Origin of the sequence: Streptomyces sp. MUM 203J, assembly GCF_022414595.1 — a bacterium.
GTDB lineage: Bacteria > Actinomycetota > Actinomycetes > Streptomycetales > Streptomycetaceae > Streptomyces.
The window spans coordinates 33,251-59,685 of sequence record NZ_JADWYO010000005.1 but is presented as its reverse complement, the minus strand read 5'-3'; the positions used below and the strand labels follow the sequence as shown (position 1 = coordinate 59,685).

The window sequence follows — 26,435 nt, the reverse complement described above, 5'->3', positions numbered from 1 at the left end:
CTCCACTCATGATCAGGATATAAAGCGGAGTGGCAACAGCCAAGGGAAGCAAGGGAGATGCACGCATGACACTGCGCCGCGTCGAGGGCACGGACAACGAGTACGCCGAGGAGCACGGCGGCGACTACGAGGACTTCGAGCCCGGGATGGTGATACGCCACTGGCCGGGCCGGACCATCACCGAGACCGACAACACCTGGCTCACACTGCTGACCATGAACCAGCACCCGCTGCACTTCGACCGCGCGTACGGCGAGAGCGCGGAGTACGGGCGGGTGCTGGTCAACAGCGGAATCACGCTGTGTCTGGTCGGCGGCATGACCGTGCAGGCGCTGTCGGCGCGCGCGGTGGCCAACCTGGGCTGGGACAGGGTCCGGCTCAAGGACCCGGTGTACGTCGGTGACACGCTCTACGCGACGAGCCGGATCCTGGGCAAGCGGCTGTCGAAGTCCCGCCCCGGGCAGGGGATCGTCACGGTGGAGACGACCGGCTCGAAGTCCACGGGCGAGCCCGTCATCGTCTTCGAGCGGTCGTTCATGGTCCGCTGCCGCGAGACGGACCGAGGCGTCACACCGTCTCGCTGAGTGCCGCCGCGGCGGCCGTGTCCTCGATGGCCATGCCCACACAACGGAACACCGAGGTACGGCCGACGGGCACACCGCCCGCCGTCAGCGTGCCGAGTTCGTGCAGGTCGTCCCTGCCGATGAGCCCGTCCGCCAGCGCGGCCCGCACCTCTCCTGCCTCCTCCAGCGCGGCGGCCCGCTGCTCCACGACGACGAACGCGTCCGCCAGGAGGGCCGGGTCCACCTCGACGGCGTCCTCGTGGGTCCCGCCGATGATGTTGACGTGCGCCCCGGGCGCCACCCACTCTGCGGCGACCAGCGGCGTACGGTCCCCGGTCGAGGTCGTCGTGCAGACGACCGCCGCGCCCGCGACGGCCTCCTCGGCGCCGCCGCACACCGACACGTCCACCGGCCGGTCCGCGGGGCCCCGCACGGTGTCCCGCACCCACCGCGCGAACGTGTCCGTACGGGACGCCGTGCGGGAGAAGACCCGCACCGACCGGATGGGCCGCACCGCCGACACCGCCCGGACCGCCGCCCGGGCCTGCACCCCGGCGCCGACGACCGCCAGTTCGGCCGCGTCCTCGGGGGCGCACAGCCGGGTCGCGAGCCCGGCTACGGCGCCGGTGCGTACGGCGGTGAGTTCGGCGCCGTCGAGGAGGGCGGTGACCCTCCCGGTGTCCAGGTCGGTCAGCACGACCAGGCCGTGGATGAGCGGCAGTCCGCGCTCCGGGTTGTCCGGGGTGAGCGTGGTGATCTTGACGCTGCCGACCCCGCGCCGCTCCCAGACCGCCGTCGCGGCGAGCAGTTCCCGCTGCGGGCGGCTGTGCGGGACGATCGTCCGGGAGGGGGAGCCGGTGCGGCCCGCCGACAGGTCCGCGAACGCCTCGGCCAGCGCGTCCATGACCCGTACGAGCCGGTCCGGGCCGGCCATGTCCGCCGCGCCGATGCTGACCGGTCCGGTCACGCGGCCCCCTCCCCGGTCCGGGCGGCGAGTCCGGCCACCACGTCCACGATCAGGTCCTCCTGCCCGGCGATGGCCTGGCGCCGCCCCAGTTCGAAGAACACGTCGCGCGGGTCGACCCCGGCGCGCGCCGACAGGTCGAGGACCTGGTGCTTGAAGCCGGAGAACACTCCGGCCAGCCCGCTGACGATGCTGAGCGAGCCGGTGACCGGCGGAGCCGGCATCAGCTCGCGCTCGGCGTACTCGGCGGCGTCGAGCAGTGCGTAGAGGTCGATGCCGGTGCTGTATCCGGTGCGTTCCAGCACCGGCACCAGCACCTCGAGCTGGGTGTTCCCGGCGCCCGCGCCGAAGCCGCGCGCACAGCCGTCGATGATCCCGGCACCGGCCTCGGCGGCGGCGACCGAGTTCGCGACGGCCATGCCGAGGTTGTCGTGCCCGTGGAAGATCACGGGCACGTCGACGGCCCCGCGGATGGCCGCGATCCGTTCGCCGACGTCCTGCGGCAGGAAGTGCCCGGCCGAGTCCATGATCCCGACGGCCTGCGCCCCGTGGCCCACCGCCTGTACGGCCTGCTCCGCGAGTTCGGCGGGGCTCGCCATATGGCTCATCATCAGGACGCAGTGGGCCTCCGCGCCCTCCTCGCGCAGGAAGCCGAGGTGGCGTTCCGCGAGCGAGGCCTCGGTGCAGTGGACGCCGACGCGGACGACGTCCGCTCCGTGCTTCAGCGCCTTCCGCAGGTCGTCGGACGTACCCCAGCCGGGCAGCATGAACACGCCCATGCGGCTGGTGCGCAGCGCCTCCCGCACGGTCGCCAGCATCTCGTCGTCACTGACGGCCGCCTCACCCACCTGGAGGGAGGAGGCGCCGAGCCCGTTGCCGTGGCCGACCTCCACGACCGGGATCCCGGCCGCGTCGGCAGCCTCCGCGTAGCCGCGCAGGGCCGCCGCGCCGAGCCGGTGCCGTACCGCGTGCTGGCCGTCCCGCAGGGTGGGGTCATGGATGACGACGGCGTTCATCGGCCCGCCTCCGTCCGGGTGGCGCTGCCGGCGGCCGCGGCACCGGCGAGCCGGGCCGCGTGCTGCTCGGCCACCAGGATCGCGGCCGAGTTGATGATGTCGAGGTTCCCGGCGTACCGGGGCAGGACGTCGCTGTCGGCGGTGACCTCCAGGGACACCGCGATCCGGTCGCCGGTGACGGTGCAGGCGGTCACCTCGTACCCGGGGGCGAAGGCCCGTACCCGCCCGGCGGCCTCGTCGACCACCGCCCGCACCTCCCGGGCACGTTCCCCGGCACCGGGGACGACGGCGTGGACCGCTGTCCTGAAGGTGGCGGGCGGCACGGCCGGGCTGATGTTGAGGATGGCCTTGGTGGCGGACACTCCGGTGAACGCGGTGAGGGCGGCCTGGGTCGTCGCCACGTACTCGTCGAGGTTGAGCCTGGTCGCACGGCCCGCGATGCTGCTGGCCACGGTCGACACGACCTCGATGTACGCCGTGTCGAACCGTCCGGCGAGGGCGTGCGCGACCGGGACGGAGGCCTGGCCTCCGCAACTGATCAGGTTGACGTTCCGCTCGGTGGGCGCCTGAGTGCCGGTCACCGTCGGGACGACCATCTGCCCGGCCTTGCTGGGCGTCATGTCGATGACGAGCGTGCCGAGCGGCTGGAGCCGTCGCCAGTGTTCGAGGTGGGACATCGCGTTGGTGGCGTCGAAGACGATGTCGTACGGGCGGGGCGCGCCGAGCACGGCGTCGATGCCGTCCGCGGTGGTGGGGTAGCCGAGCCGCGCGGCGTGCGCGAGTCCGGCGGAGGCCGGGTTGCGTCCGGCGACCAGGGCGCAGGCGAGACCGGTGGAACGGTGGACCTTGCTGACCAGGTCCTGGCCGATGGCGCCGGTGCCGATGACGGCGACGGTCGCGGGTGCGGGGGCAGCGGCGGGCCGCCCCGGGGGCGGAGCCGGTTGGCCGGCCCCGGTGAGGTCTTCCGCCACGGCGGTCATGCGGTGCTCCCCTCTGCTCCACGGCCCGCCCGGGTCCCGCCGCCGAAGCGGGCCGTCCAGGCGTCACCCTGCTCCACGGTCGTGCGGGCCAGCCGGGCGAAGGGCGGGCCGACCATGTCGCCGTCCAGCACGGCGATGGCCCCGGCCGCGTCCCGGACCGCGTCGGTGACGCGCCGGGCCTGCCGCAGGTTCTCGGGGTCGGGCCGCAACGCCTTGTTGATGGTGTTCAGTTCGGACGGGTGGACGGTGGCCTTGCCCTGGAATCCCAGCTCGCGGACCAGGGTCAGCTCGTCGGCCAGCACGTCCGGCTTCGCGAGCCGGAAGTTGGCGGTGTCGATGCAGGCGGCGCCGTACCGGGCGCAGGCGAGGACCATCGCCTGCCGGGCGGCGAGCATGCCGGCCCAGGTGATCTCGATACCGAGGGTGGCGGCCAGGTCGGCCGAGCCGAGGACGATCCCGTCGGCGGCCTCGGCGACGGCGTCGACGCGGGCGACGGCCTCCGGGGTCTCCAGTGTCACGTAGATCTCGGGGTGCGCCCCCGCCGAGGCGAGGGTCTCACGCAGCAGCGTGACCTCGGTGGCACTCCTGACCATCGTCATGACGAGGTAGCCGGGCCTGACGGGACTGTCCGCGAGCATCGCCAGGTCGTGGACCGCGTCGAGCGTGCCGAGCGGGTTGACCCGTACGGCGACCCGCTCGGGTGCCGGAGACTTCTCCAGGGCGGTCCGGCACACCATGCGGGCGGTGGCCCGGTCCTGCGGGGGGACGGAGTCCTCCAGGTCCATGAGGTGCACGTCCGCGTCGTACGACCAGGCCTTGACGACCCGGGCGAGGGACAGCGCGGGCGTGTAGAGGATGCTGCGCGGTATCGCCCGCGCCCCGCCGTCGCTCATCGGACGGCTTTCTCGGGGGCCGGCGCCGCCTGGGCGCCCACCTCGACGAGGACCTGGCCCAGCCTGCGGATCTGCTCCTCGGTCTGCCCGGCGCGCATCATGACGCGGAGCCCGGCGGTGCCGCGCGCGACGATCGGGAAGAACACCGGGGACACGTAGAAGCCCGCCTCGATGACCCGGCGGCCCGCCTCGATCACGGTCTCGTCGCTCATCGGGACGAGCCGGATCGGGAAGGTGCTGCCCGCCTGGTCGGTGTGGATCAGCGAGTCGAACAGCTCGATGTTCTTGTAGAGGCGGTTCTGCAGGGTCGTCAGCTCGCCGGTCCGGTGGATCTCGGCGGACGCCAGACCGGCTCCGACGGCGGCGGTGTTGAGCAGCTGGGAGTAGTTCAGCGCGCCTCCGAACCGCTCGATGATCCGCAGGGTCTCCTTGGAGTAGCCGTCGAGCACGATGGCCGCGCCGCTGGTGCCGAACGCCTTGTTCAGGGTCACCACGACGATGGTGCGCTCGTCGAGGACGGGGCTGTGGGACCGTACGTACCCGATGCCGCGCTCGCCGTAGGCGGACAGCGAGTGGGAGTCGTCGTAGTAGACGAGCAGCCCGTACTTGTCCTGGAGTTCGGCCAGTTCCTTGACCGGGGCGTAGCCGCCGAGGCTGTCGCTGCCGTCGCAGACGTAGGCGACGCGGGCGTACTTCTTGCAGGCGTCCTCGATGAAGTCGAGGTCGTGGTGGCGGGAGGTGACGACCTCGGTCTCGTCGGCGCAGACCGGTTTGAGGTTGGCCATCGAGATGTGGGCGTTCTTGTCGAAGATCATGTACGGCCGGGTGCCGTCGCCCAGGTGGCCGGAGGCGATCAGCGGGAGCAGCCCGAACGTGGCGGTGCTGGCGGCGATGGAGCACACGACGTGGGCGCCGAACAGCTCGCCGAGGGAGTTCTCCAGCTCCAGCATCGCGGGGATCTGTACGCGGCTGCGGGCGATGCAGTGGTCCAGGACGCCGTAGCGGCGCATCGCCTCGATGCCGCCCTCGATGACCTCGGGGTGGGAGTCCAGGTCCAGGTAGGAGCAGCAGCTGAAGTTGACGAACTCGTGGCCGTCCGGGATGAACTCGTGGCCGGGCGTGGTGCGCAGGCCGCCGTTGCCGTCGAGGTCCGCGACGATGCCGGCGAGCCCGTTGCGCTCCGACATGTCCCAGAACTCGTTGCCGATGCCGATGAGCTTGTCGTTGTTGCGCCACCGGTGGGTGGGGGTGATGGTCTGCCGGCCGGCCGCCTGTGCCCGGCTGCTCCGCGCCTGCCCGGTGCTGTCGTCGCTCACTTCGCCGCCCCCGTGGGCTCGTAGTTGTAGATTCCCTTGAGCTTCCGGAACACGGCTGTGTAGAGGGCCACTCCGAGGACGTACGGCCTGCGGAGGATCTTCGGGTCCCACGACCAGAAGTTCATGTTGACGTTCATGTCGTCGAGCGACTCCGCCTGGTGCCACCACCCGAGCGGCAGGTAGAGCATCTGGCCGGGTTCCAGGATCACTTCACGGCGCTGGGCCAGTTTGGCGGCGAGCTTCGGGTAGCGCGCCCAGTCGACGTCGTCGAAGTCGAAGACCCGCGACTTGTCGCCGAAGCCCTGCGCCAGGGACCTCGGGTAGTACTCCCAGAAGCCGGGCGGGGTCATGACGAACCGCTTGCGGCCCTCCAGGGCGATGTTGAAGTTCTCCAGCTCGTCGAAGTGGCTCTGGGTGAACACGCCCTTGTGGCTGATCCACAGGTTGGCGGCGTTCAGCAGCCGCTCGGAACCGAACAGTCTGCGCGCGCTGAAGCCGATGATGGCGTTGACGTCGGCGGGGTTGTTGCGGATGTTGGCGACGATCCGGTTCCAGGTGCCCGGGTCGTGCAGGTAGCGCTCGTCCTCGAAGAACTCGCGCAGCTTGATCTCCCGGGTGGTCCAGCGGTCCTCGTTCTGCTTGTTGCTCGGCTCGGTGAACAGCGTCACCGACATGTCCCCGAGGCGCTTGGCGACGCCTTCCCGGCCGAGGCCCTCGGCGCCGTTCGGGAGGGTGATCACGACAGGGACGTCGGCACGGATCAGGGCCTCCCGCCCGAAGGCGAGGAACTCGTCGAACGAGATGCGGGGGACGGGTATGCCGCCGAGCCGCTCCGGGGGCTGTGAGGAGTGCGCGGGTTGTCCGGGCTGTGCGGTGCTGCTCACCATGCTGACCTTCTCCGTCATTTCTCCAGTGCCGCCATTTCCGTCTCCGGAGTCCCTTCGGACTCCCGGTCCGCCGTGCCGCGCGTCAGTGCGGGCTGGCCGCCCAGGCTCAGCAGCAGGGCGACGGCTCCGCCCGCGACCCCGGCCCAGGCGGCCCATGCCGAACTGCTCAGTTCCGCCAGCTGACCGCCCACCGCGGTGCCGGAGGCGATGCCGAGGGCCCCGCAGCTGGTGAGCCACGAGAAGGCCTCGGACAGGGACCCCTTCGGGGCCAGGGACTCCAGCAGCGTGCTGCCCGCGATCAGCGCCGGGGAGATCGCGACACCGGCGACGACGGCGAGGAGGCACATGACCAGGGAGGAGTGCACGAACGCCAGGGGGATCACGCCGACGGTCAGCAGGCCGGTGGTGACGCACAGCAACCGCGCCTGCGACAGGCGCCAGTTCGCCACTCCGTACACCGCCCCCGCGATCAGGCTGCCGACGGCGAGCAGCGACAGGAACAGCCCGGCCAGCCCGGGCGAGCCCTGCTCCTTGGCGAAGGCGATCATCACGACGTCGACCGCGCCGAACTGGAAGCCCATCCCCGCGTAGCAGATCATCAGGATCCACACACCCGGCACGGTGAGGGCGCGCTTCGGGCGCTGTCCCGGCTCCGCGGCGGACGCGGAGGCGGGTTCGGACCGGCGGTGCAGCGCCACCCCGACGGACCCGGCGATGGTCAGCGCCGCACAGGTCAGCAGCCCGGCCGCCGGGTGCACCGAGGTGGACAGGGCGGTGACGATCAGCGGCCCGAGCAGGAAGATCGTGTCGTCGAGCATCGACTCCAGGGCGTACGCGGTGCGCAACAGCCCCTGGTCGACGAACGTGGCCCACCGCGCCCGCATGAACGAGGTGAACGAGACCGACGTGCACCCGGTGAGGACGGCCGCACCCACCATCACCCACAGCGGGGCCTTCAGCCCGATCGACAGCAGCAGCAGTGCCATGCCCGTCGCGTGGGCCAGGCAGGTGCTCAGCAGCACCCGCCGCTGGCTGTGGCGGTCGGCCAGCCGCCCGAGGACCGGGCTGGCGACGCCCTGGGAGACCAGCATGGCCGCCGCGACCGTGCCCGCGTCACCGAGCGAGCCGGTGACGGCGGAGACGAGCATGAGGCAGCCGATGGAGCGCATGGCGATCGGGAACCGTCCGACGACACCCCAGAAGGCCAGGGGGCTCGCACCCGGTGCACGCAGCAGCCGGACGTACGATCCCAGCCCTGACTTCTTGGGCGCATGACCGGTTTCCGCCGTCGCCGCACCGGATTCCGGAGCGGGCGCGGCCTGGTCGCCCCCGGACGTACTCTCGGACACATTTCCCCCGTCAGCGCTGGTAGCGCCTCTTGTGAAAAGCCCGTCGACACGGAGGGGTCGTTCCGGTCTCCACGGGCTTCGTTGCCCAATTAGGCAGTTTCAGACGCTAGTTCGGCCACCTCACAGTGTCAACGGTTGACAGGAGAGGCCGAAAACGCTGTTGGTGAGGGGTGCGGGGCGGCGCCGGAGGGCCGACGGGCGGCCGCACACGTCGCGGTCCGGCCCGCCGAGGGGTACTCCCCGGCCTGTCTCACGAGTTGAGACCTGCGCGGGCGTCGATCACCCATACGATGGCTGCCGGCTGCACGCGATGCGGGCGGCCGTGACCGATTCGATCCAGGAGGCAGTCTTGACCGAGCGGACGTCCGAGAGCCAGGACACCGACCAGGCGCTCCAGTCCCCGGAGAGCACCGAGGACGAGCAGACCGAACCCGTGCAGGAGCGGAAGAACGGTCTGGAGCGGGGGGTGAGCGAGGAACTCGCCGAGAACATGAAGCAGGGCTGGGCGGACACCGAGCGCCACGACCTGGCGCCCGTCCCGCAGGCGGTTCACACCGCGCGCCGCCGCGCCGAGCTGTCCGGACGCTTCCCCGGGGAGCGCCTGGTGATCCCGGCCGGGAACCTGAAGGTCCGCGCGAACGACACGTTCTTCCCGTTCCGTCCGTCCTCCGACTACGTCTACCTGACGGGTGACCAGACGGAGGACGCCGTCCTGGTCATGGAGCCGTCGGAGGACGGCGGCCACGAGGCCACCGCGTATCTGCTGCCCCGCTCGGACCGGGAGAGCGGCGAGTTCTGGCTGTCCGCGCAGGGCGAACTGTGGGACGGCCGCCGCAACAGCCTCACCGAGAACGAGCGGCTGCTGGGCCTGCCCTGCAAGGACGTCCGCGAGCTGGCCGAGGCGCTGAAGGAGGCCACGGGCCCGGTCCGGCTGCTGCGCGGGTACGACTCCGGCATCGAGTCGGCCCTGCACGACAAGGTGACGGCCGAGCGGGACGAGGAGTTCCGCGTCTTCCTGTCCGAGATGCGCCGCATCAAGGACGAATTCGAGCTGGACGACCTGCGTTTCGCCTGCGAGGCCACCGCGCGCGGCTTCGAGGACGTGGTGAAGGTCCTCGACAAGGCGGAGGCGACCTCCGAGCGCTACATCGAGGGCACGTTCTTCCTGCGCGCCCGCGTCGAGGGCAACAACGTCGGGTACGCGTCGATCTGCGCGGCCGGCCCGCACGCGACGACCATCCACTGGGTCCGCAACGACGGCCCGGTCCGTCCCGGCGACCTGCTGCTGCTCGACGCCGGCGTCGAGACCCGCAACCTGTACACCGCGGACATCACCAGGACGATCCCGATCAGCGGCCGTTTCACGCCGTTGCAGCGGAAGATCTACGACGCGGTGTACGACGCCCAGTCGGCCGGCATCGCCGCGGTGAAGCCCGGCGCGGACTACCGCGACTTCCACCGCGCCGCCCAGCAGGTGCTGACCGAACGGCTGGTGTCCTGGGGCCTGTTCGGGGACATGTCGGTGGACAAGGTCCTCGAACTGGGCCTCCAGCGCCGCTGGACGATGCACGGCACGGGCCACATGCTGGGGCTGGACGTCCACGACTGCGCGGCGGCCCGCACCGAGATGTATGTGAACGGTCCGCTGGAGCCGGGCATGGTCCTGACGGTGGAGCCCGGCCTGTACTTCCAGGCGGACGACCTGACGGTGCCGGAGGAGTACCGGGGCATCGGCGTCCGCATCGAGGACGACATCCTGGTCACCGAGGACGGCAACGAGAACCTGTCGGCGTCCCTGCCCCGCCAGGCGGACGAGGTCGAGGCGTGGATGGCGGCGCTGAACGCCTGATCCGGGCCGGCACCGGGACCGCGGGGCGGACGGGGGCGGACGGGGGCGCCTCCGCCGCGGACCGCGGCGCGGCCTGCCTTCGCGCCGTCGGCAGGCGTTCCGCCTGGGGCGGAGGACCCGCGAGCAGGGGAACGGCGCCACCCGCTGTCCGGCACCCCCGCCCGCCGGAGACACGGGAGGCGCGGTGCCGTGACCCGGGCACAGGCCTCGCGGGGCGGTCCGGCACTTCGGCCCCGTACCCGCAGGCGAGGGGTGACACGCGGCTGGCCTCCGTGGTGCCGCCCCTCGCGGCGACGGTCCCCGTCGGGTTCCCGAGGCGTCCGGCGGAGCCGCCGCCCGGACACGGGCGGGTCCGGGCCCTGAGCCGTGCCTGCGGGTCTCCGCCGTCTCCGGAGCGCCCGGCCGGACCGGCGGCCCACGCTTCTGGCCCAGGCGGGGGTGCGGGTGCGACGCGGCGGCCTTTCACTGGTGGGGGCGGACCAGCCCCGTACAGGTGAGGCAGTCAGGAGGGCCGGCATGGCTGTTCGGTGGGTACGAGGCGTGACGGCCCTGGCGCTGGCGGCGGTGCTCGCCGCCGGGGCGGCGGGCTGCGCGGACGACGACGGCGGCAGTCCCCTGGACCGGGCGAGCGCGGCGGCCTCGGCGGCGGCCTCGGTCGGCTCGGACGTCGCGTCGGCCGCGGCCTCGGCGGCGTCCCGGGCGCCGGAGGTCCTGGCGTCGGCCACGGCTGAGGTCGGACGCAAGTTCGAGGAGATCACGGACGGCGTCGACGCGCGGGACGACGTGGCACTGGGCACCCCGGTGACGGACGGCGAGACCGGCCGCACCCTCGTCGAGGTCACCGTCCAGAACTCGACGGGCTCCGAGCGGTCCTTCATCGTGCAGGTCAACTTCCATGACCAGGACGGCTCGCTGGTGGACGTGGCGGTGGTGACCGTACGGGACGTGGCCGCGGCGGCGACGGGCACCGCGACGGCCCGCAGCACGCACGAACTGCCGAGCGGGGTCACGGCGGACACGGGCGCGGCGCTCCGCTTCTGAGCAGCGCATGCGACCGGCCGAGCCGCCCGACCGACGAGACACCGCCCCTTCCGCCCCCGAGCCGTCCGGGACCACCCCCGGAACGGCTCCCGGCGAGGCGGCCCTTCACCAGACCCTCCTCAGCCGCGGCTACCGGAGGCTGCTCTTCCTCTCAGCCCTGCTCGGCGTGCCGATCGCTCTCGCCTGCTTCTTCTTCCTGAGCCTCCAGCACTGGCTCCAGCGCGAGGTGTGGGAGGACCTCCCGGAGGCCCTGGGCATGGACCGTGCCCCGTGGTGGTGGGGGCTGCCCATGCTCGTCCTGGCCGGGCTGATCCTGGCGCCGATCGTGACGCGTGTGCCGGGCGGCGGGGGGCATCTGCCGGTGAACGGCCTGGGCGGCGGCACTCCGATCGGCCCACGGGAGCTGCCGGGCGTGGTGCTGGCCGCGCTGGCGACGCTGCCGCTGGGCGTCGTCCTGGGCCCGGAGGCCCCGCTGATGGCGGTGGGCAGCGGGCTGGCACTGCTGTCGCTGCGCGCGGCACGCGAGCCACCGCCCCCGGAGGCGACCGCGGTCGTGGCGACGGCGGGTTCGACGGCCGCGATCTCGACGATCCTCGGCGGCCCGGTGGTGGCCTCGGTCCTGATCGCGGAGGCGGCCGGACTGGCGGGTCCCCGCCTGGTCATGCTCCTGCTCCCGTGTCTGACGGCCAGCGCGGCGGGGGCGCTGGTGTTCACCGGCTTCGGCGCCTGGACGGGCCTTCCGGTCGGCGCCCTCTCCCTGCCGACCGTGCCGCCGGACGCCTCCCCGGACGCCGGGGACTTCCTGTGGGGCATCCCGGCGGCGATGCTGATCGCGATCGTGGTGGCGGCGGCACACCGGCTTGGTGAGCGCACGGCGCGCTGGACGGCCCGCCCGGAGCGCCGGGCGGCCCGCACCGTCGCCTGCGCCTCGGCGGTCGGCCTGTGCGTCACCGCGTACGCCCTGCTGACGGGCCGTTCTCCCGAGGAGGCGGCGCTCTCCGGCCAGGCCACGCTCGCCGAACTCGCCGCCCACCCGCACGCCTGGTCCGTGGCGGCCCTGCTCGCGCTCGTCGCCTGCAAGGCTCTGGCCTGGGGGATCAGCCTCGGCAGTCTCCGGGGCGGCCCCATCTTCCCGGCCGTCCTGGTGGGCGCCGCCCTGGGCGTCGCCTGCGCGGGCCTCCCCGGTCTGGGCGTCACCCCGGGCCTGTCCCTCGGCATCGCCGCCGCCGCAGCCGCGGTCACCGGCCTCCCTCTGACCAGCGCGGTCCTGGCCACCCTCCTGATGGGCGGCGACGCCCCCCACCAGACCCCTCTGATCGTCCTCGCCTCGGTCACGGCCACGGTGACGGCCCGCCTGCTGGCCCGGGACCGGGCCGGCGACGCCCGTCCCTGACACGTAGCGGGCCCGGTGGCTCACCTGCCCCGCACGCACGCACGCACGCACGCCGATGCGCGACGGCTCCGTGCCCCCGCCGGTTCCCCCACGCACGTGCGTACAGGGGCCGCGCAGTGCGAGCAGCCGCAGGGATGCCGCGTGCGACGCGGTGCGGGGCCCGTGGGGGGACCTGCGCGGACCGGCGGCCGCCGCCCTCGTGGCGGCGGGGGCGACGAGCCGGTCGGAACGCTCACGGCCCGCGGGCGTCCGGTCCACGCGGGAACCGGCAGGGCGAACCCCCGTCGTCCGCACCGGAGGCCGGCTCGGCGTACCGGGCCGTCCGGTCCGCGACGTCGTCGGCCTCCTCCTCGATCCGCCCGGGAGGGCGCTCCCGCTCGGTGTGGAACGGGCTGTGGCGGTCCAGGACCTGGACCGCCACAGCCCGTTCCGCCGATGGCTCCGGAGGCTTCCGGACGCCGCAGCCGCGACGGCGTCGGGCCACCGCCCCGTTCACCGCCCTTGAGACCGCCCCCTACTGCCGACGGGACTCCGGCTCGGGGCACGGGCGGCTCTTGCGCACATGGGTGGTGTCGGCGTCGAGGGGGGTGCCGTCGGCGCCGGTCGGCACGAACTCCGGCACGGGGCTGCCGTGCTGGTCGACCAGGGCGGAGTGGGTCTCGCCGGGCGTGAACGCGTGCCGTTCTCCCCACTGGCGCAGCGTGAGGATGACGGGGAAGAGGGCACGGCCGGCATCGGTGAGCACGTACTCCCGGCGGCGGCCGGAGGGCGCGGTGCGCTGGGTGAGGACTCCGTGAGCCGTGAGCTTGCGGAGACGGTCGGTGAGGATGTTCCGGGCGATGCCGGTCCGCCGCTGGAACTCGGTGAACGACCGGGCACCGTCCATCGCGTCGCGTACGACGAGAAGGCTCCACCGGTCACCGACGAGGTCGAGCGTGCGGGCGACGGGGCACTGGGGGTCGGTCCAGTCGAGGTCCGGGGCACGCATGGTGGTGCGTGGCATGACACCTCCCAATGGGTTGCGGATTGAAACCATCATGCCGTACGGTCAAATCAGTTGCACTTTGCTACTGATCGATGGGGAGCGCGATGAACGCATGGCGGCGGTTACTGCTCGCGGTGGTCTGTGCTGTGGCTGTGGCGAGCATCTACGCCGCGCAGCCGGTCCTGGTGCCGATGGGACGCGACCTCGGCGTCCCGGCGGAACTCGCCGGGTGGATCATCGCGACCGGTCAGTTCGGATACCTGGCCGGGCTCCTGCTGCTGGTGCCGCTCGGCGATGCGGTCGACAGGCGCCGGCTCATCGCCGTGCACCTCGCGGTCACCGCGGTGGGCATGATCCTGACGGCCTCGGCGTCCGCCGCGTGGGTGGCGTTCGCGGGGCTCGCGGCGGCCGGGCTGTTCGCGGTCGTGGTGCAGACGACGGTGGCCTACGTCGCGTCGGTCTCGCCGCCCTCCGAACGCGGCCGGAACATCGGTGTGGTGACCTCGGGCGTCGTCGTCGGCATCCTGGGGGCGCGCGTCGTCACCGGCGCGCTCGCCGACGCGTGGGGCTGGCGGAGCGTCTACTTCGTGCTCGCGGCGCTGTCGCTCGGGCTCACGGCCCTCGTCCTCGCCGTACTGCCGCCGGAGGAGCGCCGCACCCCGCCCGCCCCGTACCGGCAGGTCGTCGCCTCGCTCGGCGGCCTGTACCGGCAGCGCGTCGTCCTGACGCGCGGGCTCATCGCGTTCTTCCTGTTCGCGTCGTTCGGAACGCTGTGGAGCGGGCTGTCCCTGCCGCTGGCCGACGCGCCGTGGCAGCTGAGCGAGAGCCAGATCGGGCTGTTCGGCATCGCCGGACTCGCCGGCGCCCTCGGCGCGGCGCGCGCGGGACGGTGGGCGGACGCAGGACGGGCGGTCCCGGTCACCGGTTTCGCGCTCGCCCTGCTCATCCTCTCGTGGGTGGCGATCGGGCAGCTGCCGTGGTCGCTCTGGCTCCTCCTCGTCGGCATCGTGGTGCTCGACTTCGCGGTCCAGGCCGTGCACGTGAGCAACCAGCACCTGCTCACCTCCGCGTATCCGGAGCGTGTCAGCAGCGTCATCGGCAGCTACATGGTCTTCTACTCACTCGGCTCCGCCCTCGGAGCGGCTGCGACCACCGCAGTCTTCACCGCCTACGGCTGGGCGGCCTCCAGCCTCCTCGGGGCCGGATTCGCAGCCTGCGCGCTGGCCGTCTGGGCGACCGACAGGCGCCTTCCCCGCGATGGCGCGGACCTCCCGCACGAGAGCGTCGCCACGCACCCCGCGCGGGAGGGATCCCAGGGCACCGGAGAGGCACGGGACAAGTCCGAGGTCCACTGAGTTCCCGCCCTGCGCCTGCGCAGTGGGCTGGGGCCCGGTTCCCGGTGGAACCCCCGCCACCGGGGACCGGACCCGAGTCCACTGCGCGAAGCACGCACTCGCCGCGGTGCGCCATCGGGAACGCGTGAAACGCCCGGGGGGAAGCACGGGACCGAGAGCCTCCTCTCGCCGGCATCAAGAGGCGACGCCGTGCGTCAGGCCGGCGGCACACCCGGGGGAACTCACCTGCACAGGCCACGGTACGGCGGGGGCACGGACGAGTCCCGCGCTGCGGGCCCGGTGGCTCACCCGGCGGCCCTCCCCTCGGCCGGGCCCTCCGTCGCCATGCGCGCCAGCACGGTCGGCAGGCCCGTCAGCGTGGTGATCACGGCGTCGGGCTCCGCGAGCTGCCGCAGGGTGGGGGCGTGGCTGGCCTCGCCCCGCAGCATCCAGACGGCCCGCATGCCGATCCGGCGTGCCGGCCGTACGTCGTTCTCCAGCCGGTTGCCCACGTGCACGGCGCGGTCCGGCGGGACTCCCGCCTCGGCGAGTGCGTGGAGGAACAGGGCCGGATCGGGCTTGCCCGCACCGACGTCGTCGGAGAGCGCGGTGACGGCGAACAGCTCACGCAGCCCGTCGCGCTCCAGGGCGGCCAGCACCTGCCGGGGGGAGTTCGCGACGATGCCCAGGCGGTAACGGCCGGACAGCGCGGTGAGGACCGGCACGACGTCCGGGTAGAGCGCCTCGGCGGGGTAGTGCCAGTGCCGACGGGCCAGCCGGCGCAGCTCCTCCTCACGGCCCGGGGCGAACGCCCCGGCGACCGCCCGGTGCAGCGAGCCCGCGCCGCGCTCGCGCTGCTCGTCGTAGAGGTTCCAGAACTCCGCCTGGTCCACGGTGCCGCCGCCCAGATCGCACGCCGCCCGGTACAGGGCCTGGGCGAAGCAGTCGTCGTCGTACAGCGTGCCGCCCACGTCGAAGAGGATCAGTTCCACGTCCTCGCCGGGGTCGGGACGCAGCCGCACCGGATGGCCCAGCAGGGTGCCGCCGGCCCGGGCGGCGAGCCCGGCCACGTCCCCGGCGGGCCGCGCGGCTTCCGGGCGCCGGGCGCGAGGGCCCGTCTCGCTTGGCAGGCGCAGGAAGGACGTCATCAGCGCACTCGCCGCGTAGAGCCCGGCGAAGACCCACATGACGCCGACGACTCCGAGGGGCGCGAGCAGGACTCCCACGATCGCCGGGCCCACGAAGGCGGAGGCACCGGCACCCAGGTTGAGGGCCGCCATGGCCTGGCCCTTGTGCTGCGGCGCCAGCGACGGCATGAGCGCGGACAGCGGGACGTAGCCGGCCAGGGTGGCGCCGTACAGACCCGCCACCAGGAGGGCGAGCGGGTAGTCGCTCCCGGCGGCGGTGGGCACGTAGTACAGCAGGAGCGTGGTGATCGCGCAGCCCACTCCGCCGAAGACGGCCACGGTGCGGCGCCAGCCGAAGCGGTCTCCCACGAGGCCGAACACCAGGTTGAACACGATGTTGACGGCGAACATCACGGTCAGCACGCGAAGCCACTGCGAGAGGCTGAACCCGATGGTCTCGGTGAAGAAGATCGGCAGGAAGACCAGGAAGCCGAACTCCGGCGCGGTGTTGATGATCCTCACCAGGCAGCCGACGCCGATCCGGGGATTGCGCCACAGGATGGTGACGCTGCCGAGGAAGGTGGACAGCGGCCGCTCTCCCCGTGGCGCCAGGCGGCGCCTGCCCGTCGGATCGCGCACGCCGAGGAGCGCGATCAGTCCGCCGGCCACCACCAGGAGAAGGGCGGCCCAGAGGGTCCGGTAGGGACCGATGCGCGGCACGAGTCCGCTGGCCACCAGGGAGCCCAGGGTGGGGAGTCCGCCGGTGAAGGCGAACCAGAACCAGCCCGCGGCGCTGCCGAGCCGGGCCGCCGGTGTCGCGGCGGCGATCCAGACGAGGAAGCCGAAGGCGAACAGCGGGAACCCGAACCCCCTGAGGCCGTAGGCGGCCAGGAGGAGGGGGTAGTTCAGCTTCGGGACGGCGACCAGGAGGAAGAGGAGCTGGAAGGCGACCCAGAAGGTCAGGCCGGTCCACATGACCCGGCGCGGGCCCCAGAGGTCCGACAGCGCTCCGGACAGCCAGGCGGCGATGCCGGCGCTGACCCCGTACACCGTGAACAGCAGGGCCACCCTGCTTCCGGACAGTCCCTCGTCGGCGAGGTAGGGAGAGAGGTAGCCGGACTCGACACCGTCGCCGATCATGAAGACCAGGACACCGAGGAATCCCCAGGCCAGCGGCCTCGGGATGCCGAGACGTTCGAGTCGGCCCCGGTGTGTTCGCGGCGTCTTCGCGTCCAACGGTGCGTCCACGGCGTGCGGCGGAGCAGGGACGGTCCCCGACTCCCAGTAAGACACCACCGGGCCGCCGCCGCATGTGGACGCCGCCCACGGACCGCAGGGCGGCGCGGACCCGGTGGACGCTATCCGCGGCCCACCGGGGCGACGCGGACCTGTGCGCCCCCCTCCCGCAACGCCGCGATCTCCTCGTCGTCCACGCCCGAGTCGGTGACGATCTGGTCGAAGGCGTCGAGGGGTGCGAGCAGGTAGGGGGCGCGGCGGCCGAACTTGGCGTGGTCGACCAGCAGAACCGAGCGTTCGGCGCATTCCATGAAGGTCCGTTTGACCTCGATGGTCGCCTCGGACCTGTGGTAGCAGGCCCCCGCGCTGACGGCGGTGGTGGACATGAACAGCACGTCGGCCCGCAGCTTCCGGATGGCCTGCGCCGTCTGGTAGCCGAGGCATGCCTCCTGGAGGGGGAAGTATCGGCCCCCGAGGGCGACCACCTCGATGCCCTTGACGGTGCCCAGCGCCCGCACGAGCGGGAAGAAGTTGGTCACCACCGTGAGCGGCGCGGCCTCGGCCAGGTGGGGCTGGAGGGCGAGAGCCGTGGTGCTCTCGTCGACGAAGACGGTCTGCCCGCGGTGGAGCGACTCGGCGGCGAGGGCGGCGATCGCCTCCTTCTCCGTGTTGAGCGCCGCCGTGCGTTCGCGTACCCCCGCCTGCTGGAGGGCCGAGGGATTGGCCGTCGCACCGCCCCTGACCTTGGTGAGCCAGCCCTCCTCGGCGAGTGCGTCCAGGTCGCGGTGCACGGTCATCACACTCACCTGAAGCACCCGGGCCAGGTCGTCGATCCGTGTGAAGCCCTGCCGGAGCACCTCACGACGTATCACCTCACGCCGCTCGCTCAGGCCGAGACCGGACCGGTCGTTGTCCTCCGCCAAGACGGGCTTCCTGTCATTCATGCACCTCAAGGTACCTGTCACCCCCCACTCCACGGGACGGGCGGTGGCCACGTCGATTGCGAAGACATAACAGAGAACCTCACCTCCCTTGTCAGATTTAACATTCTCGGAGTTAGATTTCACGCAACCCGCAGGGACGGGCCGTCGAACACCGGCCCTTCCCCAGGCGACAGTCCCCGCACGCTCCACGAAAGCGGCAGGAACCGGACCAGTCATGCGGGCTCCTCACCCATCAGGTCCGGAAAGACGGCACCGCTCCCCCGCGTCCCCCGTGCCGCGCCCCCGGCCACGCCCCAGCCGCTCCGGCGGCGGCGAAGGAGAATCCGATGTTCAGACACCGCGCACTCAAGGCGGTTACCGGCGTGACGGCGCTCGCCGCTCTCGCCACCCTCACCGCATGCGGCAGCGGCGGCTCGGGCTCCGGCTCGGAGAAGACGAAGATCGCCTTCCTGATGCCGGACATCGCCTCCACCCGTTACGAGCTCTTCGACAAGCCGCTGTTCGAGGCGAAGCTGGCTTCCCTCTGCGCGGAGTGCGAGGTGGTGTACGCCAACGCGAAGGGCGACCCGGCGACCCAGCAGCGGCAGGCGGACTCCGCACTCGCCCAGGGCGTCAAGGCCCTGGTGATCGACCCGGTCGACTCGGCCGCCGCGGTCACCATCGTCGGCAGGTCCCAGGCGCAGGACGTTCCCGTCATCGCCTACGACCGACCCATCCCCGGCGGCAAGGCCGACTTCTACGTGTCGTTCGACAACGAGAAGATCGGCCAGATGATCGCCCAGTCCCTCGTGGACCACCTGAAGCAGACCGATGCCGAGGGCGGTCTGCTCCAGGTCAACGGCTCCCCCACCGACGCAGCGGCCGGCCTCATCAAGAAGGGCATCCACAAGGCCGTCGACCCGAGCGGACTGAAGCTGCTCGACGAGTACGACACCCCCGGCTGGGACCCCACCAAGGCCCAGAACTGGGTCAGCTCCAAGATCACCCAGCACAAGGGGAAGATCGCGGGCGTGGTCGCGGCCAACGACGGCACGGCCGGCGGCACGATCGCCGCCTTCAAGGCCTCAGGGGTCGACACGGTGCCGCCGGTCACCGGCAACGACGCCGAACTCGCCGCCGCGCAGCGCATCATCGCCGGCGAGCAGTACAACACCATCTCCAAGCCCATCAAGACGGTGGCGGAGGCGGCGGCGGAGATCGCCCACCAGTTCGCGCAGGGCAAGACCCCCGCCCCGGAGACCTCGATCTTCGGCACCCCTGCCCGGCTGTTCGAGCCGACCGTGGTCACCGTCGACAACCTCGCCACCACTCTGATCGAGAACGGGCCCTTCAAGGCGTCCGAGATCTGCACACCCGCCTATGCCGAGGCCTGCCGCAAGGCCGGCATCAAGTAGTCACCCCCTGACAATCCCCCACCCGAGGGTTCCGCCGGGCCGCTCCCCAGGGCGGCCCGGCGGCCCCAGACCCATGCGAGGCAGGCTCATGCCCACATCCTCAGCCGCCGGGAGCGGCGGCGTCGCGACGCCGGTGCTGTCCCTGCGCGGGATCAGCAAGACCTTCGGCGCGGTCGCCGCCCTCACCGGCATCGACCTCGACGTCCACGCCGGCGAGATCGTGGCGCTGGTCGGGGACAACGGGGCCGGCAAGTCCACCCTGGTGAAGGTGCTCGCGGGCGTCCACGCGCCGGACGCCGGCGGCACCATCTCCTTCCAGGGACGCCCGGTCACCGTTCCCAGCCCGAGTGCCGCCCAGAAACTGGGCATCGCCACCGTCTACCAGGACCTCGCACTGTGCGAGAACCTCAATGTCATCCAGAACCTCTTCCTCGGCCGCGAGGTGCGCCCCCACCGGCTCGCCGAGGTCGAGATGGAGACCCGGTCGTGGGAGCTCCTGGGGCAGCTCTCCGCGAAGATCCCGAGCCTTCACACCCCGGTCGCCTCACTGTCGGGGGGCCAGCGTCAGACCATCGCGATCGCGCGGTCGCTCCTGGGCGACCCCAAGGTGATCATTCTCGACGAGCCCACCGCCGCCCTGGGCGTCGCCCAGACGGCGGAGGTCCTCAACCTGATCGAACGCCTCCGGGAGCGCGGACTCGGCGTGATCATGATCAGCCACAACATGTCCGACGTGAAAGCGGTCGCGGACCGGGTGGCGGTGCTGCGCCTGGGCCGCAACAACGGCGTCTTCGACGTGCGTTCCGTGACCGCCGAGGAAGTCGTCGCGGCGATCACCGGAGCCAGCGACAACGTAGTGGCCCGCAGGGCCGCGAGCCGCTCCGCCGCCCTGGCCTCCGCCCGCACCGGAGAGGTGACCCCATGAACAACACCACGACCGACATCCGGCCCGTCGCCGTCGACCTGCGCGACGAACGGCTGCGCGTCCACACCGGGATCCGGGGAACCGCCCGGGGACTCGTCGACCGCTTCCGCTCGGGTGACCTGGGCGTCTTCCCCGTGATCGCCGGGCTGGTCGTCATCTGGACGGTGCTCGACACGGCCAACCCGACCTTCCTCTCCAGCGCCAACCTGGGCAACCTCGCCATGGAGAGCGTGCCCGTCGGGGTCATGGCCCTGGGCATCGTCTGCGTCCTGCTGGTGGGCCAGATCGACCTCTCCGTCGGCTCGGTGAGCGGCCTCGCCGCCGCCGCCATGGCGGTGATGTTCGTCAACCAGGGCCTGCCGTGGCCCGTGGCCGTGCTGGCCGCCCTCACCGCCGGAGCGCTGATCGGCTGGTTCTACGCCCAGGTGTACAACCGGCTCGGAGTACCCACCTTCGTGATCACCCTGGCCGGGCTGCTGGGCTTCCTCGGCATCCAGCTCGGGATCCTGGGCGAGCGCGGTTCGATCAACATCCCCTTCGACTCCGCCCTGGTCCACTTCGCGCAGACGGCCTACGTCCCCGCCTGGCTGTCGTACCTCCTGGCCCTGGGCGCGGCGGCCGGGCACTTCGCCAGCGGCTTCGCCCGTGCCCGTGAACGCTCCCGGGCTCGCCTGTCCGCCCTTCCGGTGCGGCTGATCGCCCTGCGGTCCGGCGCCCTGCTGGCACTGCTGGAGTTCGGGGTCTGGTACCTGAACCTCGCCAGGGGCATCGGCTGGATGTACGTCGCCTTCATCGCCCTCGTGGTCGCCGCCCACTACGTGCTCACCCGTACCCGGTGGGGCCGGGCCCTGTACGCCGTCGGCGGCAACGCCGAGGCCGCACGCCGCGCCGGTATCAACGTCCGCCGCGTGTACACGGGCGCCCTGGTCACCTGCACCACCCTGGCCGCGCTCGGCGGGGTGCTCGCCGCCGCCCGCCTGGCGTCGGCGAACCAGAGCAGCGGCGGGGGCGATGTGAACCTCAACGCCATCGCCGCCGCGGTCATCGGCGGCGCCAGCCTCTTCGGCGGCCGGGGAACGGCCTTCTCGGCCCTTCTCGGCATCACCGTCATCCAGTCCATATCCAGCGGACTGACCCTGCTGAGCCTCAACTCCGCCTACCGCTTCGCCGTCACCGGAGCCGTCCTGCTCCTCGCGGTGGCACTGGACTCGGTCGCCCGGCGGTCGCGGGCCTCGCACGGGCGCGGGTGAGAGGCCGGCAGCCGGTCTCCCACCACCTGGCGACGGCCGACCAGCACCGCGGCTCGCGGGCGGTCGGCCCGGCCCCGGCCGCCACCCGCCGAACGCCCGTCCGGCCCGTCAAGCTGGAGGGGTGGGAAGCACACCTGCCCACCGGAGACGCCGGGCCGCACCGCGGTCCACGCGTCCCCCTCACTCAGCGGTGCGCTGAGACAAGGAGCCATCCCGATGTCCGTGCTCGCGGTCGATGTCGGCACTTCCATGATCAAGACCGTTGTCCTGGACGACGAGGGCAACGAGGTGGCCGTCGCACGCCAGGCCACCTCCGTCCGGCGTCCGCGGCCCGGCTGGGCCGAACAGGACATGACCGCGGTGTGGGAGGCCGTCGCGGCCACCATCCGGTCCGCCCGGCGCCACGCGGCGGACGGCGTGCGGTTCATCGCCCTCACCGCACAGGGCGACGGCTGCTGGCTGGTCGACGACAAGGGCGAGCCCACGGGGCCCGCGATCCTCTGGTCGGACGGGCGCGCCGCACCCGTCGTCGAGAACTGGCGGGCATCCGGCCTGCTGGAGGAGGCGTTCCGCCTCACGGGCTCGCTGACCTTCCCCGGCCTCCCCAACTCCGTCCTGGCCTGGCTGGCCGAGCACGATCCGGACCGGCTGGCCCGCTCGTCGACCTCGCTGTACTGCGGAGGCTGGATCTTCCTCCGGCTCACCGGTCTCCTCGCAGTCGACGAGTCGGACGCCTCGGCCCCCTTCCTCGACCCCCGCACCCGGCGCTACTCCCCGGAGGTCCGGGCGCTGTTCGGCCTGGACTGGGCGGAGCGGCTGCTGCCGCCGGTGCGGGACGACGCTCAGCGGGTCGGGGAACTCACGGCCCGGACGGCCGCGGAGCTGGGCCTGCCGGCCGGACTGCCCGTGGTGATGGCCCCGTACGACGTCGCCTCGACCGCGATCGGCGTGGGCGCCACCACACCGGGACAGGCCTGCACGATCCTCGGCACCACGCTGTGCACCGAAGTGGTACGGGAGGGCCCGGACACCGGGGGCGTGCCGTCCGGGCTGACCATCGCCGTCGGCTCCTCCGGCCACGCGCTGCGGGCCTTCCCCACCCTCGCGGGCACGGAGGTCATCGCCTGGGCCGTGCGGACCCTGGGCCTGAGCACACCGGCCGAGCTCGGCGAACTCGCCCTCCAGAGCCCGCCCGGGGCCCGCGGCCTGGTCTTCCTGCCGTACCTCTCGCCGGCCGGGGAACGGGCCCCCTTCCTCGATCCGCACGCCCGCGGCACGTTCTGGGGAATGAGCCTGGACCACCAGCCCTGCGACGTCGCCCGGGCGGTCCTCGAAGGGCTCACCATGGTGATCCTCGACTGCCTGACCGCCTCCGGCGCCGCGACCGACGAGTTGCGCCTGTGCGGCGGCGGCGCGGCCAGCGACGCCTGGTGCCGGCTCATCGCCGACGTCACCGGGCTGCGCACCGTGCGTTCCGCCGACAGCGAGGTAGGCGCCAAGGGCGCCTACCTGAGCGGCCTGGTGAGCCTCGGCGAGGAACCCGACATCGCCACCGCCGCCCGCAGATACGTGCGCATCCGGAAGGCCGACGAACCGGACACGGAGCGCAGCGCGTTCTACGCGTCCCGGTTCGACACGTTCCTCGCCCTTCGCGAGCTGTCCGCCACCGGCTGGCAGGTACTCGCCGACTCCCCGTCCGCCCCCGGCACCTCCCCGTCCCCAGCCGGTACGACGCCCACCGGAGACCCGCATGGCTGAACCGAACGCCCGCCCCGACGTGTGGCTGGGCATCGATCTGGGCACCCAGAGCGTCCGCGTGCTCGCCGTCGACGCGGCGGGAGGCACCTGCGGCTCCGGCGCCGAGCAGCTGCGGAGCCACCGGGACGGCCCCCGGCACGAACAGGACCCGGAGCAGTGGTGGAGTGCCGTGCGCGTGGCGTGCCGCCAGGCGCTCGACGGGATCCCCGGCGCCTCGGTGCGGGGTGTCGCCGTGTGCGCCACCTCGGGCACGATCCTGCTGGCCGACCGCGCCGGACGCCCCCTGACCCCGGGACTGATGTACGACGACTCCCGCGCCGTCGAGGAGGCCCCGCTCGCCGCGGAGGCGGGTTCCGCCCTGTGGGAACGGCTCGGACACCGGCCGCAGCCCTCCTGGGCGCTGCCCAAGCTGCTCTGGCTGCTCGGCAACCACTCCGGCCTCCCCGCCGGGGCCCGGCTGCTCCACCAGGCCGACTGCATCGGTGAGCGGCTCACCGGCGGCCCGGTGGCGACGGACTCCAGCCACGCTCTCAAGACGGGCTACGACACGGAGCGGGAGGCATGGCCCGGCGCGCTCTTCGAGGACCTGCGGATCCCGGCGGGACTGCTGCCCGAGGTCGTCCGGCCGGGCACCGTGCTCGGCAGCGTGTGCGCCGGTGCCGCCGAGAGCACCGGCATCCCCGAGGGCACTCCCGTGGTCGCCGGCATGACCGACGGCTGCGCGGCCCAGATCAGTGCCGGTGCCCTGGAGCCCGGCGCCTGGAACTCCGTGCTCGGGACCACGCTCGTCCTCAAGGGAGTGACCGCCCAGCGGCTGCGCGACCCCCTGGGCGTCGTGTACTCGCACCGTGCCCCGGACGGGAACTGGCTGCCGGGCGGTGCCTCCAGCACCGGCGCGGGAGCCCTGTCCCGGGCGTTCCCCGGAAGGAACCTCGCCACGCTGGACGCCAGAGCCCAGCGGTACGAGCCGTCGAGCCTGGTGACCTATCCGCTCGCCTCCAGGGGAGAGCGCTTCCCCTTCCTCGCGCCGGACGCCGAGGGATTCACCCTGGGTGACCGGCACGGCGCGGCGGAGGCCGACTACCACGCCTCGCTGTTGCAGGGCGTCGCGTTCACCGAGCGCCTCTGCTTCGACTACCTGGGACTGCTCGGCGCCCCCCTCGACGGACCGGTGACCCTCACCGGCGGCGGAGCCCGCAGCCGCTACTGGTGCCAGCTGCGCGCCGACGTCCTCGCCCGCCCCCTCGGGCTGCCGGACAACGCCGAGGCCGCCCTCGGCATGGCCGTCCTCGCCCGGGCGGGCACCACCACCCCGCTCAGCGACGCCGCCCGCGACATGGTGCGGCTGCGCACCGTGGTCGAGCCGCGGCCCGAACACACGCGGCGCCTGCTGGAGAAGCATCTCCAGCTGGTCGACGCACTCGAAGAGCGCGGCTGGCTGCCGACGGCCGTCGCCCGGCACGCACGAAGGAGAGCCCACCTGTGACCGATCTCGTACTCGTCCGCCACGGAGAGACGATCTGGCATGCCGAGAACCGCTACACGGGCCGCAGCGACATCCCGCTCACCCCACGGGGGCGCGAGCAGGCCGAGCAGCTCGCCGCGTGGGCCAAGCACGCCCGGCCCGACGCACTGTGGGTCTCGCCGCTGCTGCGCGCCCGGGACACGGCCCGGCCGACCGCCGAGGCCACCGGCCTGGAACCCCAGGAGGATCCCCGGCTGAGGGAGGTCGACTTCGGGCGCGGTGAGGGGCTCACCACCGCCGACATGCGCGATGTGTTCCCCGAGCGGCTCGCCGCCTTCCACGCGGACCCGGCGCTCCATCACCTGCCGGACGGCGAGCCCCCCGCCGACGCCGTCGAGCGCGGCATGGCCTGTCTGCGGGAGATCCACCGTCTCCACCCGGAAGGCAGGGTCCTGATCGTCGGCCACAGCACGCTCAACCGGCTGCTGCTCTGTCATCTGACGGGAGTCCCGCTGTCGGAGTACCGGCGGCTGTTCCCCCTCATGCGCAACTGCGCGATCACCGAGGTCCGCTACGGCGGCGGAGACAGGGCGGCACTGCTGCAGTTCAACACGCCGGCCGAGGCCTTCGACGGCTTCCCGGCCCCGGCCCCGGCACCCGAGGAGGAGACCCCGTGACCGTCAGGATTCTCGCCGCAGGCGACCACTTCGTCCACACCGGCCTGCTCGCCGACGCGCTGCGTGCCGAGCACGGCGGCCCCCGCGGGGAGCTGGAGATCAGCGAACTGCACCTGCCCTGGCCCATCGAACCGTTCGGCGACGTCGCCGAGGTGCACGAGGCGTCCGGCACGGAGGAGCAGCTCATCGAGGCCCTCCAGGGCGTACGGGTCTGCGTGACGCAGATGGCTCCGCTCACCCGCAGGGTCCTGGAGGCGTGCCCGGACCTCGAACTGTTCGCCGTCGGCCGCGGCGGACCGGTCAACGCCAGTCTGGAGGCCGCCACGGAACACGGCGTCGCGGTGACGTTCGCCCCGGGCCGCAACGCCACCGCGACGGCCGAGCACACCGTCGCCCTGCTGCTGGCCGCGCTGCGCCGCATCCCGCACACCCACGGCGAGCTCGCCCGCGGTGTGTGGCGCGGCGACTACTACCAGTACGACGAGGTCGGCATGGAGCTGGCGGGCACCACCGTGGGGCTGGTCGGCTACGGCGCCATCGGGCACCGCGTCGCCCGCATCCTCGGCGGCTTCGGCGCGGACGTCCTCGTCCACGACCCCTACCTGCCGGGGGACGCGGCGCCCGGGGTGCGCAACGTGGGCCTGGACGAGCTGCTGGCGCGGTCCCGGGTGCTCTCGCTGCACGCCCGGCTGACGGCGGAGAACCGCGGCATGATCGGCGCGGAGCAGATCGCCGCGATGGCTCCCGGCTCCGTGATCGTCAACTGCGCCCGGGGCGGGCTGCTGGACTACGACGCGGTCTGCGACGCCCTCGACCGGGGGCACCTCTTCGCCGCCGCGTTCGACGTCTTCCCGGAGGAGCCCGTCCCGCCGGGCTCACGGCTGCTGCGCACGCCTGGCATCGTGATGACCCCCCACCTGGCGGGTGCCAGCAAGCAGACCGCGCATCAGGCGGCCCGGATCTGCGCCGCGGAGACGGTGCGGTACCTGCGGGGCGAGCCGCTCGCGCACTGCGCCAATCCGGAGGTCCTCACGGGCCGCGGCACAGTGGCCGGAACACCGTAGCCGGAACGCTCCGGCGGAGGCGCCG

At 72.7% G+C, this 26,435-nt stretch carries 23 protein-coding genes; 12 read left to right on the top strand and 11 right to left on the bottom strand.

Going from position 1 to position 26,435, the window contains the following annotated elements; translation table 11 throughout:
- The first annotated feature begins 65 nt into the window (after nucleotides 1-65).
- Nucleotides 66-584, top strand: coding sequence for a MaoC family dehydratase (locus tag I3F58_RS04945; protein ID WP_240106947.1), 519 nt, complete (start codon nucleotides 66-68; stop codon nucleotides 582-584).
- Here the strand turns inward: I3F58_RS04945 and I3F58_RS04940 are convergent.
- From I3F58_RS04940 to I3F58_RS04910, 7 genes are read right to left on the bottom strand one after another with little or no spacing between them, the layout of a single operon-like run.
- Nucleotides 568-1,530 carry an ornithine cyclodeaminase family protein gene (locus I3F58_RS04940; RefSeq protein WP_240106946.1) on the bottom strand — a complete coding sequence of 321 codons (963 nt, stop codon included), beginning with the start codon at nucleotides 1,528-1,530 and terminating at the stop codon, nucleotides 568-570. The genes I3F58_RS04945 and I3F58_RS04940 overlap by 17 nt on opposite strands.
- On the bottom strand, nucleotides 1,527-2,543 hold the full coding sequence (gene dmpG / locus I3F58_RS04935) for a 4-hydroxy-2-oxovalerate aldolase (protein ID WP_240106945.1): 1,017 nt from the start codon (nucleotides 2,541-2,543) through the stop codon (nucleotides 1,527-1,529). Before dmpG ends, I3F58_RS04940 begins: the two co-directional genes overlap by 4 nt.
- The gene (locus I3F58_RS04930) at nucleotides 2,540-3,523 is read right to left on the bottom strand and encodes an acetaldehyde dehydrogenase (acetylating) (RefSeq protein WP_240106944.1); all 984 of its coding nucleotides are present in this window, start codon (nucleotides 3,521-3,523) and stop codon (nucleotides 2,540-2,542) included. The genes dmpG and I3F58_RS04930 overlap by 4 nt, the downstream gene beginning before the upstream one ends.
- The gene (locus tag I3F58_RS04925; RefSeq protein WP_240106943.1) at nucleotides 3,520-4,416 is read right to left on the bottom strand and encodes a CoA ester lyase; all 897 of its coding nucleotides are present in this window, start codon (nucleotides 4,414-4,416) and stop codon (nucleotides 3,520-3,522) included. The genes I3F58_RS04930 and I3F58_RS04925 overlap by 4 nt, the downstream gene beginning before the upstream one ends.
- Entirely contained in the window at nucleotides 4,413-5,732 is a 1,320-nt protein-coding gene (locus I3F58_RS04920; protein WP_240106942.1) for an aminotransferase class I/II-fold pyridoxal phosphate-dependent enzyme, read from the bottom strand. The genes I3F58_RS04925 and I3F58_RS04920 overlap by 4 nt, the downstream gene beginning before the upstream one ends.
- The gene (locus I3F58_RS04915; protein ID WP_275678143.1) at nucleotides 5,729-6,619 is read right to left on the bottom strand and encodes a cupin-like domain-containing protein; all 891 of its coding nucleotides are present in this window, start codon (nucleotides 6,617-6,619) and stop codon (nucleotides 5,729-5,731) included. The genes I3F58_RS04920 and I3F58_RS04915 overlap by 4 nt, the downstream gene beginning before the upstream one ends.
- Nucleotides 6,620-6,633: 14 nt before the next feature.
- Nucleotides 6,634-7,968, bottom strand: a complete 1,335-nt coding sequence (locus I3F58_RS04910) for an MFS transporter (protein WP_240106941.1) — start codon at nucleotides 7,966-7,968, stop codon at nucleotides 6,634-6,636.
- A gap of 310 nt (nucleotides 7,969-8,278) precedes the next feature.
- Between I3F58_RS04910 and I3F58_RS04905 the strand changes: the two genes are divergently transcribed.
- The 3 genes from I3F58_RS04905 to I3F58_RS04895 all read left to right on the top strand — a co-directional run bounded on the left by I3F58_RS04905 (nucleotide 8,279) and on the right by I3F58_RS04895 (nucleotide 12,251).
- Nucleotides 8,279-9,817 carry an aminopeptidase P family protein gene (locus I3F58_RS04905; RefSeq protein WP_240106940.1) on the top strand — a complete coding sequence of 513 codons (1,539 nt, stop codon included), beginning with the start codon at nucleotides 8,279-8,281 and terminating at the stop codon, nucleotides 9,815-9,817.
- A 516-nt stretch (nucleotides 9,818-10,333) separates the two neighbouring features.
- Nucleotides 10,334-10,858 (top strand): hypothetical protein, encoded by a 525-nt coding sequence (locus I3F58_RS04900; RefSeq protein WP_240106939.1) that lies wholly within the window; start codon nucleotides 10,334-10,336, stop codon nucleotides 10,856-10,858.
- A 7-nt stretch (nucleotides 10,859-10,865) separates the two neighbouring features.
- Complete coding sequence (locus tag I3F58_RS04895) at nucleotides 10,866-12,251, top strand: chloride channel protein (RefSeq protein ID WP_240106938.1); 1,386 nt, start codon at nucleotides 10,866-10,868, stop codon at nucleotides 12,249-12,251.
- 232 nt (nucleotides 12,252-12,483) lie between these two features.
- On the opposite strand, the gene I3F58_RS04890 is transcribed toward I3F58_RS04895, so the two are convergent.
- Both I3F58_RS04890 and I3F58_RS04885 read right to left on the bottom strand, forming a co-directional pair.
- The gene (locus I3F58_RS04890) at nucleotides 12,484-12,672 is read right to left on the bottom strand and encodes a hypothetical protein (RefSeq protein ID WP_240106937.1); all 189 of its coding nucleotides are present in this window, start codon (nucleotides 12,670-12,672) and stop codon (nucleotides 12,484-12,486) included.
- 93 nt (nucleotides 12,673-12,765) lie between these two features.
- Nucleotides 12,766-13,254 carry a helix-turn-helix domain-containing protein gene (locus tag I3F58_RS04885; protein ID WP_240106936.1) on the bottom strand — a complete coding sequence of 163 codons (489 nt, stop codon included), beginning with the start codon at nucleotides 13,252-13,254 and terminating at the stop codon, nucleotides 12,766-12,768.
- 86 nt (nucleotides 13,255-13,340) lie between these two features.
- Between I3F58_RS04885 and I3F58_RS04880 the strand changes: the two genes are divergently transcribed.
- Complete coding sequence (locus tag I3F58_RS04880) at nucleotides 13,341-14,591, top strand: MFS transporter (RefSeq protein ID WP_240106935.1); 1,251 nt, start codon at nucleotides 13,341-13,343, stop codon at nucleotides 14,589-14,591.
- Nucleotides 14,592-14,875: 284 nt separating this feature from the next.
- Here the strand turns inward: I3F58_RS04880 and I3F58_RS04875 are convergent, their stop codons facing one another.
- Nucleotides 14,876-16,945, bottom strand: coding sequence for an RbtT/DalT/CsbX family MFS transporter (locus tag I3F58_RS04875; protein WP_240106934.1), 2,070 nt, complete (start codon nucleotides 16,943-16,945; stop codon nucleotides 14,876-14,878).
- Nucleotides 16,946-17,055: 110 nt separating this feature from the next.
- Entirely contained in the window at nucleotides 17,056-17,877 is an 822-nt protein-coding gene (locus I3F58_RS04870) for a DeoR/GlpR family DNA-binding transcription regulator (protein ID WP_240106933.1), read from the bottom strand.
- 326 nt (nucleotides 17,878-18,203) lie between these two features.
- Here I3F58_RS04870 and I3F58_RS04865 point away from each other — a divergent pair, with 326 nt between their 5' ends.
- The 7 genes from I3F58_RS04865 to I3F58_RS04835 all read left to right on the top strand — a co-directional run bounded on the left by I3F58_RS04865 (nucleotide 18,204) and on the right by I3F58_RS04835 (nucleotide 26,410).
- The gene (locus I3F58_RS04865; protein ID WP_240106932.1) at nucleotides 18,204-19,271 is read left to right on the top strand and encodes a sugar ABC transporter substrate-binding protein; all 1,068 of its coding nucleotides are present in this window, start codon (nucleotides 18,204-18,206) and stop codon (nucleotides 19,269-19,271) included.
- An 88-nt stretch (nucleotides 19,272-19,359) separates the two neighbouring features.
- A complete protein-coding gene (locus I3F58_RS04860) occupies nucleotides 19,360-20,196 on the top strand; it encodes an ATP-binding cassette domain-containing protein (protein ID WP_240106931.1) in 837 nt (278 codons plus the stop codon).
- Nucleotides 20,193-21,446 carry a sugar ABC transporter permease gene (locus tag I3F58_RS04855; RefSeq protein WP_240106930.1) on the top strand — a complete coding sequence of 418 codons (1,254 nt, stop codon included), beginning with the start codon at nucleotides 20,193-20,195 and terminating at the stop codon, nucleotides 21,444-21,446. Before I3F58_RS04860 ends, I3F58_RS04855 begins: the two co-directional genes overlap by 4 nt.
- 216 nt (nucleotides 21,447-21,662) lie before the next feature.
- Nucleotides 21,663-23,204 (top strand): FGGY-family carbohydrate kinase, encoded by a 1,542-nt coding sequence (locus tag I3F58_RS04850; RefSeq protein ID WP_240106929.1) that lies wholly within the window; start codon nucleotides 21,663-21,665, stop codon nucleotides 23,202-23,204.
- Nucleotides 23,197-24,690, top strand: coding sequence for an FGGY-family carbohydrate kinase (locus I3F58_RS04845; protein WP_240106928.1), 1,494 nt, complete (start codon nucleotides 23,197-23,199; stop codon nucleotides 24,688-24,690). Before I3F58_RS04850 ends, I3F58_RS04845 begins: the two co-directional genes overlap by 8 nt.
- Nucleotides 24,687-25,346 (top strand): histidine phosphatase family protein, encoded by a 660-nt coding sequence (locus I3F58_RS04840; protein WP_240106927.1) that lies wholly within the window; start codon nucleotides 24,687-24,689, stop codon nucleotides 25,344-25,346. Before I3F58_RS04845 ends, I3F58_RS04840 begins: the two co-directional genes overlap by 4 nt.
- Nucleotides 25,343-26,410: a 2-hydroxyacid dehydrogenase gene (locus tag I3F58_RS04835; RefSeq protein WP_240106926.1), complete on the top strand. Its 1,068-nt coding sequence runs from the start codon at nucleotides 25,343-25,345 to the stop codon at nucleotides 26,408-26,410. The genes I3F58_RS04840 and I3F58_RS04835 overlap by 4 nt, the downstream gene beginning before the upstream one ends.
- Nucleotides 26,411-26,435 lie beyond the last annotated feature (25 nt).